The sequence below is a fragment of the Roseateles sp. GW821-FHT09H11 genome (assembly GCF_059415845.1).
This window is the reverse complement of record NZ_JBWKOA010000004.1, coordinates 293,227-306,329: the sequence shown is the minus strand read 5'-3', so window position 1 is coordinate 306,329 and position 13,103 is coordinate 293,227. Positions and strand designations below refer to the sequence as shown.

Here is a 13,103-nt window from a genome sequence, read left to right as displayed (position 1 = left end):
TCTCGGGTTGACGGGGGAGTTGAAGGCTTTGCCGCCGGGTCAGGTCGGCTGCGACTGCACGAGGCGCAGCAGGTCGCGCGACATCTCCGCCAGCTCGGTGGCGGTCTGGGAGGTCTGGCCGGAACTGGCCTCGGTCTCGCGCGAGGCCTGCGCGGTGTTGGACAGCGCGACGTTGAGCTGCTCGACGGCGGTGGCCTGCTGCTTGGTGGAGAGTTCGATCTCGCGGGCCGCGTCCGTCGTCGTGACGACCTGGCCGGCGATCTTGGCGAAGCTGGCGGCGACGTCGTCGAACTGGCGCGCGCCCGCGTCGACCGCCTTCGAGCCGGTCTCGGTCGCCATCACGGTGGTGTTGACCGCGCCGCGCACGTCGTCGATCTGGAGGCGGATCTCCTTGGTCGACGCGGTCATGCGGTCGGCGAGCTTGCGGATCTCGTCCGCCACGACGCTGAAGCGCCGGCCGGCGTCGCCGGCCACGGTGGCCTCGATGGTCGCGTTGATCGCCAGGATGTTGGTCTGCTCGGCCAGTTCGCCCACCAGGTCCAGCACGACGCCGATCTGCTGCGACTTGCGGCCCAGGTCCAGCATGTGGTCGACGACGAGGTCGATCTGCCGCCGCATCGCGGCGATGCTCTCGCGCGCCGACTGCAGCGTGCCGTCGCCGCCGCGCGCCAGGCCGGCCGTCTGCTCGGCGATGACGACGACGCGCTGCGCGCTGTCGGCGATCTGGCGCGAGGTCGCCAGCAGTTCGGAGATGGTGGTCGAGATCTCGGTCATCGAGGTCGCCGTCTCGCGCGCGCCGGCGGCCTGCTGGTTCGCGGCGGCCTGCAGCTCCGCCGACGAGCGCTGCACGTGCTTCACCGCCGTGCCGACCTGCCCGCTCAACGCGCGGCTCAGCGTCAGCGCCGCGATCAGGACCAGCAGCGCGCCCGCCACCGTGCCCCAGACGATCGCCGCGCGCACCGTGGTGGCGGTGGACTCGACCTCCTTCGCGCGTTCGCGCAGCACGTCGTTCTCTTCCTCTTCCATCTGGCCGACGACCGCGCGCAGCTCGTCCATGCGGCGCTTGCCTTCACCCAGGGACACCGTCTTCAAGGCGTTGTCCAGGCCGCCGGTGCGGCGGGTCTCGATGCGGTCCTTGTGCAGCTGCATCAGCCCGTCGATCATCGTGACCACCTGGTTGAACCTGGCCTGCTGCGCGGGGCTGTCGCGGAGCATCGGCTTGAGTTCCGCCAGCACCCGGGGCACGTTGGCGAGGGCGCTGCGATAGGGCTCGAGGTAGGGCTCCTCGCCGGTCAGCAGGTAGCCGCGCTGCGCGGTCTCCGCATCCTTCATCAGGCTCATCACCGTGCCGATGTGACCCACCGCCGTATGCGTGCGGGCCACCTGGTAGCTGGTCTGCGTCATGACGTCGACGCCGCGGTAGGACAGGATCCCGATGAGCAGCAGCAGCGCGAAGGACAGCGCAAAGCCCACCGACAGCTTTCTTCCGAAGGTCCACATGGCACGGGTCTCCCTGTCATCGGCCGGCGGCGCCGGCGCTTGTTGTCGTCGTGAAGGTCGTCGCGGAGGTCGGCGCGCCGCTGTCGGCGTTGGCCGTGACGGCGGCGATCAGACCGTCGAGCTCGATCAGCGGGCGCAGCGCGCCGCCGCAGCGCACGGCCCAGCCGGTGCCGGCGGCGTCGCTCTGCTGCAGCCGGTCGCCGGCGGCGAGCCGCCACTGGCCGTCGAAGCCCTCGAAGGCGAGCGCCAGCGGCGCGCCGCGCGCGATCGCCCACCAGCGCACCGCGCCCGCGGGGCCGCGGCCGATCAGCGCCTGCAGGTCGTACAGCGGCAAGACCTGACCCTGATGGCCGGCGAGTCCGAGCAGCCCGGGGGCGGCGGCGGGATACGGGGCGGCGGGCATGGCGGGCGTCAGTCCGGCCAGGTCGGCCAAGTTCAGGGCGAACGGGTCGCCGGCAATCCGTATGCCCAGCACGTCGAGGACCGCCTCCTCGTCGGCGTGGCGGCGGGGCTCGCCGAACGAGCGGTCGAAGGACTCGCGCCATTCGGCGAGCAGCTCGCGGGACGCTTGCGTCATGCGCGGGTCTCCTGCATCTCGTCGCGGCACAGGCGCCGCAGGTCGTCGCGGTCGAAACCGCCGCCGAAGCGGCGCAGCCGCTCGGACGATTCGTGGTCGAGCAGTTCCAGCGCGCGGCGCAACTCGCGACCGGCGGCGACGATCTCGCCCCGCCGGCGCGCGAGCAGGCCCAGCCGCAGATGCGGCAGCGCGAAGGCGGCGTCCTTGGCGGCGGCGCGCTGGTGATGCCATTCGGCGGCGGGCAACTGGCCGCGCTCCTCCATGGCCAATCCTTGCAGGAACAGGCCTTCGGCCTGCAGCGTCGCCGGTGTTCCGGGGATGAGCAGGCGCGCGCAGGCGCGCAGGCCGTCCTCCACCTGGCCGGCTTCGATCAGCTGCAGCGCCTCGTCGAGCAGGGTCTGGTCGGCGTCCCCGTCCGGGGGCGGGACGTCCCGGGACGAGACCGTGACGACGGCAGCGGTCTGTCCCTGCGTGTCCGTCACCGGCGTGGCGGCGGGGCCCGGCGTCGTGGCCGGCCACGCGAAGGGCCAGGACGGCGTCGTCTCGGGCGCCTCGCGCCGGTAGAAGAAGCACCCATGCGCCTGCCTCAGCACGAGGCCGGCCTCCTGCGCCTCGTCCTTGCCGCGCAGCGTCTCGGCGTGGCCCAGGAAGAGCACACCGCCCGGTGCCAGCGCGCCGGTCAGATTGCGGATCGCCTGGCGCAGCGCGGTGGGCTCGAAGTACATCAGCACGTTGCGGCAGAAAACGATGTCGAAGCTGCCGGGGGCCCAGAACATCGCGTCGGGCTGACCGAGGTGCCGCTGCGCGAAGCGCACGCGCTCGCGGATCGCCGGCAGCGGCGTCCACAGGCCCGGATCGACGCCACGGAACCAGAGGTCGCGCTGTTCCTGCGGCGTCGCGCGCAGGCTCCACTCGCCGTAGCGGGCTGCCGTGGCGCGGGCCAGCGCGGCCGGGTTCAGGTCCACCGCGAGCACGTCCCAGTCCACGCCCTGTGCCTGCAGGCCGGCGCGGTGGAGGGTGATCGCGAGGGTGTAGGCCTCCTCGCCGCTGGCGCAGCCGGCGGACAACGCGCGAAGTCGCCGGGCGGGCGCGCTGCTGTCCGAGGCGCCCGACGCGCCCGACGCGCCCCGCACCAGCAGGGGCAGCAGGTCGCACCGCAGCGCGTCGAATTGTTCGGGGTGACGGAAGAAGAAGGTTTCGCCGACGGTCAGTTCCGCCGCCAGCGCGTCGAGCCGGGCGCGCGTCGGCGCCAGCTCCATCTGGTCGAGGAAGCGTTCCGGGCTGACCGGCCCCGCGACGCGCGTGAGCGCCGCGGTGAGCCGGTCATCCTGTCGTTCGTCGAAATGCAGGCCCAGCCGGGCGGCGAGCAACACGCGCAGCCGCGACAGCAGCGGAGGAGGATCGAGGGCGGCCGGCGCGGCGCGCGTCATGAGCCGGCCCCCGCTCGAGCCGGGGGCGTCCCGTCGTCCGACGGTCCGTCGATGTCGTGGAGCGCCGACAGCGCCTCTTCCGGCAGCAGTCTCGCCTGGTCGAGGACGGCGATCAGATCGTTGTCGCGCTCCGCCAGCGCGGCGATGGCGCCATGCGCGCGATCGCGCAGCAGCGGGGGCAGGGCGCGGATCTCGTCGGCCGGCAGGGCCTGCAGGCCGAGCACCTCGGTCACCGCGAGCGCGGCCCGGTGCCCGCCGGCTTGCACGATCACGTAGCGACGCGGCGGCGCCGGCTCAAGGCCGAGCAGCCCGGCCAGGTCGACGACCGGCAGCCAGTCGCCGCGGATGCGCGCCAGGCCCTGGACATGGACCACCGGCGACGCCAGTGGCCGCAGCGGCTGCGGTCGCAAGGTCTCCTCGACGGCGTCCAGCGGCAGGCCGCACAGCCGGGATTGCACCCGGCACACCAGAACCCGGAACACGCCATTCGATGGCTGGTGCATTCTTGTGGCTCCCTGTTTGCGCCAGTCTATGCCGGCGCTTGGCGGGCGCGTGTCGTCGAAGGTCACTTCGGCTCCCACGCCCCGCAGGTGAGCCAGCGTCGCAGAGAAGTCGGACGTGCGGGGTCGGGTAAACCCTCGGCATGGCTTCGTCATCGCGGCCGCATCGTCGTGATGCGGTCATGCCGGGCTGCTGAACTCGGACGAGCCGCCTGTTTTTTTAGGCCGGCATCACTAAAAAAGGGTGGTCAAGGATTGCGTTTCCGGCCCGGAACTGCTCAAAATAGAACGATCGTTCGTTTTATTATTCCGGGCACCGTGTCCACCTCCTCCTTCACCTCCGCCAAGCCTGTCGCCGCCAAGCCGCTCGCCTCGTCGCGCAGCGGCTCGCGCTCGCTGCAGAAGGGCGCGCAGACCCGTGCCGCGATTCTGGACGCGGCGTTGGGCCTGGCCTCGCACATGGGGCTGGAGGGGCTGTCCATCGGCGCGCTCGCCGATGTGACGAAGATGAGCAAGTCCGGCGTCTTCGCCCATTTCGGCTCGCGCGAGGAACTGCAGATCGCCGTGGTGCGCGAGTACCACGCCAAGTTCGAAGAGGAAGTCTTCTACACCGCGATCCGCCAGCCGCGCGGCCTGCCGCGCCTGCGCGCGCTGTTCGAGCGCTGGGTGCACCGCACCTCGGTCGAAGTCGACTCGGGCTGCATCTACATCAGCGGCGCCGTCGAATTCGACGACCGGCCGGGCCTGGTGCGCGACGCGCTGGTGGGCATGGTGCGCGACTGGCACGCCGCGATCCGCAAGGCCATCCTGCTGGCGCAGGAGGTCGGTCACCTCGTCCCGGACGCCGATCCGGACCAGATCCTCTTCGAGATGCACGGCCTGATCCTGTCGCTGCATCACGATGCGCGTTTCCTGCGCAGCGAAGGCGCGCTGGCGCGGGCCCGCACGGGCCTGGAGCGCATCCTCGGCAGCTTCGCCACGCCGGCCGGCCGCAAGGCCGATGCCGAGACGCGGCAGACACCTCCTCACTCCGCCGCCGCCGCCGCCGGCGCGACCGTGGCCGCGGCCTCGGGACGCAAGCGCGCCTGAGCGGGGCGAGTCCCTTTCGATCCTTTCACAGAACCAATCCTCAGGAGAGACCCCCATGCCTCAGTACAACCCGCCCCTGCGCGACATGAAGTTCGTGCTGCACGAGCTGCTGCACGCAGTCGACGAGCTGAAGCTGCTGCCCGCGCATGCGGAGGTCGACGAGGACACCATCAACGCGGTGCTGGAAGAGGGCGGCAAGTTCGCGTCGGAAGTCCTGACCCCGATCAACCTGTCGGGCGACCAGGAAGGCTGCACGCTGGACAAGACCACGCACGAGGTCAAGGCGCCCAAGGGCTTCAAGGAAGCCTACGCGCAGTACGTCGAGGGCGGCTGGCCCTCGCTGTCGTGCGACCCGGAGTACGGCGGCCAGGGCCTGCCGGTCCTGCTGAACCAGTTCATGTACGAGATGATGAACTCGGCCAACCAGGCCTGGACCATGTACCCGGGCCTGAGCCACGGCGCGTATGAAGCGCTGCATGCGCACGGCACGCCCGAGCAGAAGACCACCTACCTGCCCAAGCTCACCTCCGGCGAGTGGACCGGCACGATGTGCCTGACCGAGCCGCACTGCGGCACGGACCTGGGCCTGCTGCGCTCCAAGGCCGAGCCGCAGGCCGACGGCACCTACAAGATCACCGGCCAGAAGATCTTCATCTCCGCCGGCGAGCACGACCTGGCCGAGAACATCGTCCACCTGGTGCTGGCCCGCCTGCCGGACGCGCCGCAAGGCTCCAAGGGCATCTCGCTGTTCATCGTGCCGAAGTTCAACGTGAACGCCGACGGCTCGCTGGGCGAGCGCAACCCGGTCTACTGCGGCGGCCTGGAACACAAGATGGGCATCCACGGCAACGCCACCGCGCAGATCGTGCTGGACGGCGCCGTCGGCACGCTGGTCGGCCAGCCCAACAAGGGCCTGCAGGCGATGTTCGTGATGATGAACGCCGCCCGCCTGGGCGTCGGCAACCAGTCGCTGGGCCTGACCGAAGTGGCGTACCAGAACGCCGTCGTCTACGCCAAGGACCGCATCCAGATGCGCGCGCTGTCGGGCCCGAAGTCGCCGGACAAGCCGGCCGATCCGATCATCGTCCACCCCGACGTCCGCAAGATGCTGCTGACCGCGCGCGCCTACGCCGAAGGCGGCCGCGCGCTGTCGGCCTACACCGCGCTGCAGCTCGACAAGGCGCTGAGCAGCGACGACGCCGACGAGGCCAAGGCCTGCGAGGACGAAGTCGCCCTGCTGACTCCGATCATCAAGGCCTTCATCTCGGACAACGCCTGGATCGCCACCTCGCACTGCATGCAGGTCTTCGGCGGCCACGGCTACATCCACGAGTGGGGCATGGAGCAGTTCGTGCGCGACTCGCGCATCAACATGACCTACGAAGGCACGAACACCGTGCAGTCGCTGGACCTGCTGGGCCGCAAGATCCTGGGCAACAACGGCGCGACGCTGAAGAAGTTCGGCAAGAAGATCGCCGCGTTCGTCGAGGAAGAGGGCACCAGCGAAGCGATGCAGGAGTTCATCAACCCGCTGGCCGACATCGGCGACAAGGTCACCAAGCTGACCACCGAGATCGGCATGAAGGCCTTCCAGAACCCCGATGAAGTCGGCGCCGCCGCGGTGGACTACCTCCGCGTCGTGGGTCACCTGACCTTCGCCTACATGTGGGCGCGCATGGCCAAGCTGGCGCTGGAGAAGAAGGACAGCGGCGATCCGTTCTACACCGCCAAGCTGGCGACGGCGCGCTTCTACTTCGCCAAGCTGCTGCCCGAGACCGCGAGCCTGATCCGCACCGCGCGCACCGGTCTGAGCCCGCTGATGGAAATGGACGAGGCGCTGTTCTGAGGACAGCGTCACGGGCGCCCCCTCGAGCGGGGCGCCCGCGTTCCCCCTGGCGCGTCCGCCGCTGCGTTCCCAAATAAAAGATCGGAGAGAGACACGATGAAACCGCTGTTCGCCACCGCCGTCGCCCTGGGCCTCGGACTGTCCGCCAACCTGGCGCTCGCGCAGGCCTCCGCGCCGGCGGCGACCGCCACCACGCCGGTCGGCGTCTGGAAGACCATCGACGACGACACCAAGCAGGAGCGCTCGACGGTCCGCATCAGCGAGACCAACGGCGTGCTCTCCGGCAAGATCGAGAAGATCACGGATCCGGGCAAGCAGGACGCCAAGTGCGACGAATGCAGCGACGAGCGCAAGGGCCAGCCCATCATCGGGCTGACGATCCTGCGCGGCGTCAAGAAGAACGTCGGCGACGCCGCGCTCTGGGACGGCGGCGACATCCTCGACCCGGGCAACGGCAAGGTCTATCGCGTCCGCTTGCGTCCGGTCGACGGAGGCAAGAAGCTGGAGGTCCGCGGTTTCGTCGGCATGCCGATGCTGGGCCGCACGCAGACCTGGATCCGCGTCGAATAAAGCGATCGATGGACGCGCCGACATGAGCGCGCCGTACAAACCACATTCCTACATCCTCGGGATGTTCATTGGAGAAACCATGAGTCGATTCCAAGTTCGCAAGGTGGCCGTGCTCGGCGCCGGCGTGATGGGCGCGCAGATCGCCGCCCATCTGGTCAACGTGAAGGTGCCGGTCGTCCTGTTCGACCTGCCCGCCAAGGAAGGCCCGAAGAACGGCATCGTCACCAAGGCCGTCGAGGGCCTGAAGAAGCTCAAGCCGGCGCCGCTGGGCGTGGCCGAGAACGCCGCGCTGATCCAGCAGGCCAACTACGAGGAACACCTCGAGCTGCTCAAGGACTGCGACCTGATCATCGAGGCCATCGCCGAGCGCATGGACTGGAAGCTGGACCTGTACACGAAGATCGCGCCCTTCGTGGCACCGCACGCGATCGTGGCGTCCAACACCTCGGGCCTGTCGATCACCAAGCTGTCGGAAGTCCTGCCGGAATCGATCAAGCCGCGCTTCTGCGGCATCCACTTCTTCAACCCGCCGCGGTACATGTACCTCGTCGAGCTGATCAACACGCCGACCACCAACCCCGAAGTCATCGATCAGCTCGAGAGCTTCGTGACCTCGGCGGTCGGCAAGGGCGTCGTGCGCGCCAACGACACGCCCAACTTCGTCGCCAACCGCGTCGGCATCGCGGGCATGATGGCCACGATGATCGAGGCGGAGAAGTTCGGCCTCTCCGTCGACGTCGTCGACGACCTGACCGGCAAGAAGCTGGGTCGCGCCTCGTCGGGCACCTTCCGCACCGCGGACGTGGTGGGCCTGGACACGATGGCGCACGTCGTCAAGACGATGCAGGACAACCTGAAGGATGACCCCTTCTACTCGACCTACGCCACGCCCAAGGTGCTGGCGGGCCTGATCGAGAAGGGCGCGCTGGGCCAGAAGGCCGGCGCGGGCTTCTACAAGAAGGTCGGCAAGGACATCCAGCGCCTGGACTTCGCCACCGGTGAATACGTCGCCGGCGGCGGCAAGGCCGAGGAGATCGTCGCGCGCATGCTGAAGAAGCCGGCCGCGGACCGCATCAAGCTGCTGCGCGAATCGAGCAACCCGCAGGCCCAGTTCCTGTGGTCCATCCTGCGCGACTCCTTCCAGTACGTGGCCGTGCACCTGGACACCGTCGCCGACACCGCGCGCGAGATCGACTTCGCCATGCGCTGGGGCTTCGGCTCGCAGCAGGGCCCGTTCGAGCTGTGGCAAGCCGCCGGCTGGAAGCAGGTCGCGGAATGGGTCAAGGCCGACATCGACGCCGGCAAGACGCTGTCGAGCGCGCCGCTGCCCGCCTGGGTCTTCGAAGGCCCGGTCGCCGAGAACGGCGGCGTGCACTCGAAGGACGGCTCGTGGAGCGCCGCCGAAGGCAAGTTCAAGCCGCGCGCCAAGCTGCCGGTCTATGAGCGCCAGGCCTTCCCCGAAGCGCTGGTCGGCGAAGGCGCCGTCGAGCCGCTGAAGGCCGGCACCGAAGAGTTCAAGAACGAGGAAGTCCGCGTCTGGTCGCTGGACGGCGAAGTGCTGATCGCCTCGATCAACGCCAAGCTGCACCTGATCAGCCCGACGGTGACCGAGGGCCTGCTCAAGGCCGTCGAGATCGCGGAGGCCAAGTACAAGGGCCTGGTCATCTGGTCGCCGGACGACGTGTTCTCCGCCGGTGCCAACCTCGAAGCGCTGATGCCGGTCTTCATGACCAAGGGCGCCAAGGGCATCGCCCCGGAAGAGAAGAAGCTGCAGGACATGATGCTGCGCGTGCGTTACGCCAGCGTCCCGGTCATCGCCGCGATGCGCGGCCTGGCGCTGGGCGGCGGCTGCGAACTGGCGGTGCATTGCGCCCGCCGCGTCGCGCACATGGAGTCGTATGTCGGCCTGGTGGAAGTGGGCGTCGGCCTGATCCCGGGCGGCGGCGGCCTGACCTACATCGCGCGCCGCGCCGCGGAAATGGCCTCGGCCGGCAATGCCAACGCGGACATCTTCGCCTTCCTGAAGGACGGCTTCACCAACGCCGCGATGGCCAAGGTGGCGACCTCCGCGCTGGAAGCGCAGAAGCTGGGCTACCTGCTCGACAGCGACATCATCGTCCCCAACAAGGACGAGCTGCTGTTCGTCGCCACGGCCCAGGCCAAGGCGATGGCGGACTCCGGCTACCGCGCGCCGCTCAAGGCCAAGTTCCCGGTCGCGGGCCGTTCCGGCATCGCCACCGTGAAGGCCCAGCTGGCCAACATGCGTGACGGCGGCTTCATCAGCGCGCACGACTTCCACCTGGCCTCGCTGATCGCCGACGTGGTGTGCGGCGGTGAAGTGGAAGCCGGTTCGCTGGTGACCGAGGAATACCTGATGTCGCTGGAGCGCAAGCACTTCTGCAGCCTGCTCGAGCATCCGAAGACCCAAGAGCGAATCATGGGCATGCTGCAGACCGGCAAGCCGGTCCGCAACTGATCCGAGCGGCACACAAGGAACACATCATGAGCAAGCAAGTTCAAGACGCCTACATCTGCGCCGCCACCCGCCTGCCCATCGGCAAGTCGGGCCGGGGCTACTTCAAGAACACCCGTCCGGACGAGATGCTGTCCCGCGTCATCCAGGCCGCCATGGCCCAGGTGCCGGGCCTGGACCCGTCGGCGATCGAGGACGCCATCATCGGCTGCTCCTTCCCCGAAGGTGAGCAGGGCATGAACATCGCGCGCGTCGCGGCCGTGCTGTCGGGCCTGCCGAACACGGTCGGCGGCGTGACGGTGAACCGCTACTGCGCCTCGGGCATCACCGCCCTGGCGATGGCGGCGGACCGCATCCGCATCGGCGAATCCGAAGTGATGATCGCCGGCGGCGTCGAATCGATGTCCATGGTCCCGATGGGCGGCAACAAGCCCTCGTTCCCGCCCGCGATCTTCGAGCGCGACGAGAACATCGGCCTGGCCTACGGCATGGGTCTGACGGCCGAGAAGGTCGCCGACAAGTGGAAGGTCTCGCGCCAGGCGCAGGACGAGTTCTCGCTGGAGTCGCACCGCCGCGCGCTGGCCGCGATCGAAGGCGGCTACTTCAAGGACGAGATCACCCCGTTCGAGCTGAAGGACCGCCAGCCGGACTTGAACGGTGACGGAGTCATCGTCAAGAGCCGCATCGTCGACACCGACGAAGGCCCGCGCAAGGACACGTCGATGGAAGGTCTGGCCAAGCTCAAGCCGGTGTTCGCCGCCAAGGGCAGCGTCACGGCCGGCAACAGCTCGCAGACCTCGGACGGCGCGGGCGCGCTGATCGTGGCGTCGGAAGCGGCCGTGAAGCGTTTCGGCCTGACCCCGCTGGCGCGTTTCGTCTCCTTCGCCGTGCGTGGCGTGCCGCCCGAGATCATGGGCATCGGCCCGATCGAGGCGATTCCGGCGGCGCTGAAGCTGGCCGGCATCAAGGCCGAGGACCTGGGCTGGATCGAGCTGAACGAAGCCTTCGCTGCGCAATCGCTGGCGGTGTTGAACGACCTGGACAGCAAGGGCATCGTGCTGGACCGTTCCAAGGTGAACCCCAACGGCGGCGCGATCGCCCTGGGTCACCCGCTGGGCGCGACGGGCGCGATCCGTGCGGCGTCGGTGATCCACGGTCTGCGTCGCACCGGTGGCAAGTACGGCATGGTCACCATGTGCGTCGGCGCCGGCCAGGGCGCGGCGGGCATCATCGAGCGCCTGTAAGAAGCGCTCGGTTCTTCAAGTATGGTCTTCGCGAGTCCAAGAGATTCGCTGGGGCCGGAATGCTGCTGGGGGTTCCCGGAGGGATGCCCCCTGCTGCGTGGAGAGCCCGCGCTTGGCCAAGCGCAGGTAGGCGCCCTGAGAAGGACGCCCACCAGCACCGGGGAGAGATCGCGATGATCAGTTTCCGAGCGGAAGACGGCTTCGAATTGCGAGGCCATCTCTACGGCGAAGCGGCGACCGCGAAGGCGGGCTTGCTGATCGCTCCGGCGATGGGTGTCGAGCAGCGGTACTACGCGGCCTTCGCGCGCTGGATGGCGGAGCAGGGCTGGCTGGTGCTGAGCTTCGACTATCGCGGCATGGGTGCTTCGCGTCCTGACGCGATGAAGCGGTCCTTGCGAGGGCTGGAAGCCGACATCCACACCTGGGCTGAGCGCGACGCCGCCGCGGCCTTGTCGCACCTCGACCGACTGCTCGGCGACCGACGCGAGATCCACTGGCTGGGCCACAGCCTTGGCGGCCAGATCCTCGGCATGCTGCCCAACCGTTCCCGCGTGTCTCGCGCCGTGACGGTGGGCTGCGGCAGCGGCTACTGGCGCGAGAACTCGATCGGCCTGCGCCGCTACGTGTGGTGGCTCTGGTACGTGGTCGTTCCGCTCACGCTGCCGACCTTCGGCTACTTCCCCGGCCGCAAGCTGCGCAAGGTCGGCGACCTGCCGCGCGGCGTGATGGCGCAATGGCGACGCTGGTGCCTGGACCGTGAGTACATGATGGGCGAGGGTGGCGACGCGCTGCGCGCTCAGTACGCGTCGCTGTCGGTGCCGATGCTCTCGCTGGCCTTCACCGACGACGAGTTCATGTCCCGCCGCAACACGGAGTCCTTGCACGGCTTCTATGCCGGCGCGCGTCCGGAGATGCGCCGCATCGCCCCCAAGGACATCGGCGAGCGTCGCATCGGCCATTTCGGCTTCTTCCGCGATCGATTCGAGCGCAGCCTGTGGCCGCAGGTGAGCGCGTGGCTGGCATGATCGCGTCTATTCATCCGAACACCATCCGTTGCCGGACTGCATGAGGCAGCAGGCGGACGGCAGACCTAACGAGGAGAGTGCTTCATGAGCATCAAGACCGCCATCGTGAACGGCGTGCAGACCATCGAGATCGCACGACCGGAAAAGAAGAACGCGCTGACCCGCGCGATGTACCAGGAGATGGCTGACGCGCTGGTCACGGCCAACGCCGACAACGCCGTGCGCGCGGTGCTGATCCAGGGCCAGCCGCAGATCTTCACGTCGGGCAACGACATCGAGGACTTCATGGGCAGCCCGCCGCGGGACGAGGACGCGCCGGTGTTCCAGTTCATGCGGGCGATGGTGGGCTGCGACAAGCCGATCGTGGCGGCGGTGAACGGCGCGGCGATCGGCATCGGCACGACGCTGCTGCTGCACTGTGATTTCGTCTACGTGGCCGACGACGCGCGACTGGCGATGCCTTTCGTGAGCCTGGGCCTGGTGCCGGAATTCGGCTCGAGCCTGCTGGTACCGCGCCTGATGGGCCCGCGCCGCGCGGCCGAGAAGATCCTGCTGGGCGATCCCTTCACCGGCGAGCAGGCGGTGGAATGCGGCGTCGCCAACGCGGTGCTGCCGGCGGGCGAAGTCGTGGCGCATGCGCGCCGCATCGCCGAGCGTTTCAACAAGCTGCCCCCCAGCGCCGTGCGCGAGAGCAAGCAGCTGATGCGCCGTTCGTCGAAGGACGAGCTCCTGGCGACGATCCAGGCCGAGGCCGAGATCTTCGGCGCGCGCCTGCGCAGCCCCGAGGCGATGGAGGCCTTCCAGGCCTTCTTCCAGAAGCGCCAGCCGGACTTCTCGAAGTTCTGATCG

The 13,103-nt window shown here is 69.0% G+C and carries 11 protein-coding genes; 7 read left to right on the top strand and 4 right to left on the bottom strand.

The features are described 5' to 3' along the window. Positions 1–39 precede the first annotated feature (39 nt). The 4 genes from AC07PR_RS15355 to AC07PR_RS15340 are packed head-to-tail and all read right to left on the bottom strand — an operon-like array spanning position 40 to position 4,010. A complete protein-coding gene (locus AC07PR_RS15355) occupies positions 40–1,500 on the bottom strand; it encodes a CHASE3 domain-containing protein (protein WP_495135777.1) in 1,461 nt (486 codons plus the stop codon). Positions 1,501–1,516: 16 nt separating this feature from the next. Next, positions 1,517–2,077 carry a chemotaxis protein CheW gene (locus AC07PR_RS15350; RefSeq protein ID WP_377157185.1) on the bottom strand — a complete coding sequence of 187 codons (561 nt, stop codon included), beginning with the start codon at positions 2,075–2,077 and terminating at the stop codon, positions 1,517–1,519. Next, entirely contained in the window at positions 2,074–3,507 is a 1,434-nt protein-coding gene (locus AC07PR_RS15345) for a CheR family methyltransferase (RefSeq protein WP_495135776.1), read from the bottom strand. The genes AC07PR_RS15350 and AC07PR_RS15345 overlap by 4 nt, the downstream gene beginning before the upstream one ends. Next, entirely contained in the window at positions 3,504–4,010 is a 507-nt protein-coding gene (locus AC07PR_RS15340; RefSeq protein ID WP_495135775.1) for a chemotaxis protein CheW, read from the bottom strand. The genes AC07PR_RS15345 and AC07PR_RS15340 overlap by 4 nt, the downstream gene beginning before the upstream one ends. A 315-nt stretch (positions 4,011–4,325) precedes the next feature. Between AC07PR_RS15340 and AC07PR_RS15335 the strand changes: the two genes are divergently transcribed. The 7 genes from AC07PR_RS15335 to AC07PR_RS15305 all read left to right on the top strand — a co-directional run bounded on the left by AC07PR_RS15335 (position 4,326) and on the right by AC07PR_RS15305 (position 13,100). Further along, a complete protein-coding gene (locus tag AC07PR_RS15335; protein WP_495135774.1) occupies positions 4,326–5,096 on the top strand; it encodes a TetR/AcrR family transcriptional regulator in 771 nt (256 codons plus the stop codon). 55 nt (positions 5,097–5,151) lie between these two features. Next, positions 5,152–6,942 (top strand): acyl-CoA dehydrogenase C-terminal domain-containing protein, encoded by a 1,791-nt coding sequence (locus tag AC07PR_RS15330; RefSeq protein WP_377157175.1) that lies wholly within the window; start codon positions 5,152–5,154, stop codon positions 6,940–6,942. 96 nt (positions 6,943–7,038) lie between these two features. After that, positions 7,039–7,512 (top strand): DUF2147 domain-containing protein, encoded by a 474-nt coding sequence (locus tag AC07PR_RS15325; protein WP_377157173.1) that lies wholly within the window; start codon positions 7,039–7,041, stop codon positions 7,510–7,512. Positions 7,513–7,591: 79 nt separating this feature from the next. Beyond that, the gene (locus AC07PR_RS15320; protein ID WP_377157172.1) at positions 7,592–9,988 is read left to right on the top strand and encodes a 3-hydroxyacyl-CoA dehydrogenase/enoyl-CoA hydratase family protein; all 2,397 of its coding nucleotides are present in this window, start codon (positions 7,592–7,594) and stop codon (positions 9,986–9,988) included. A gap of 26 nt (positions 9,989–10,014) precedes the next feature. Beyond that, positions 10,015–11,229, top strand: coding sequence for an acetyl-CoA C-acyltransferase (locus AC07PR_RS15315; protein ID WP_495135773.1), 1,215 nt, complete (start codon positions 10,015–10,017; stop codon positions 11,227–11,229). A 173-nt stretch (positions 11,230–11,402) separates the two neighbouring features. Beyond that, positions 11,403–12,254 (top strand): alpha/beta hydrolase family protein, encoded by an 852-nt coding sequence (locus AC07PR_RS15310; protein WP_495135772.1) that lies wholly within the window; start codon positions 11,403–11,405, stop codon positions 12,252–12,254. A gap of 84 nt (positions 12,255–12,338) precedes the next feature. Next, the gene (locus AC07PR_RS15305; protein ID WP_297524543.1) at positions 12,339–13,100 is read left to right on the top strand and encodes an enoyl-CoA hydratase; all 762 of its coding nucleotides are present in this window, start codon (positions 12,339–12,341) and stop codon (positions 13,098–13,100) included. Positions 13,101–13,103: the final 3 nt, after the last annotated feature.

Coding starts and splice junctions, on each gene's coding strand:
- AC07PR_RS15355 (WP_495135777.1), bottom strand. CDS start 1,500: ATGTGGACCTTCGGAAGAAAGCTGTCGGTGGGCTTTGCGCTGTCCTTC.
- AC07PR_RS15350 (WP_377157185.1), bottom strand. CDS start 2,077: ATGACGCAAGCGTCCCGCGAGCTGCTCGCCGAATGGCGCGAGTCCTTC.
- AC07PR_RS15345 (WP_495135776.1), bottom strand. CDS start 3,507: ATGACGCGCGCCGCGCCGGCCGCCCTCGATCCTCCTCCGCTGCTGTCG.
- AC07PR_RS15340 (WP_495135775.1), bottom strand. CDS start 4,010: ATGCACCAGCCATCGAATGGCGTGTTCCGGGTTCTGGTGTGCCGGGTG.
- AC07PR_RS15330 (WP_377157175.1), top strand. CDS start 5,152: ATGCCTCAGTACAACCCGCCCCTGCGCGACATGAAGTTCGTGCTGCAC.
- AC07PR_RS15325 (WP_377157173.1), top strand. CDS start 7,039: ATGAAACCGCTGTTCGCCACCGCCGTCGCCCTGGGCCTCGGACTGTCC.
- AC07PR_RS15320 (WP_377157172.1), top strand. CDS start 7,592: ATGAGTCGATTCCAAGTTCGCAAGGTGGCCGTGCTCGGCGCCGGCGTG.
- AC07PR_RS15315 (WP_495135773.1), top strand. CDS start 10,015: ATGAGCAAGCAAGTTCAAGACGCCTACATCTGCGCCGCCACCCGCCTG.
- AC07PR_RS15310 (WP_495135772.1), top strand. CDS start 11,403: ATGATCAGTTTCCGAGCGGAAGACGGCTTCGAATTGCGAGGCCATCTC.
- AC07PR_RS15305 (WP_297524543.1), top strand. CDS start 12,339: ATGAGCATCAAGACCGCCATCGTGAACGGCGTGCAGACCATCGAGATC.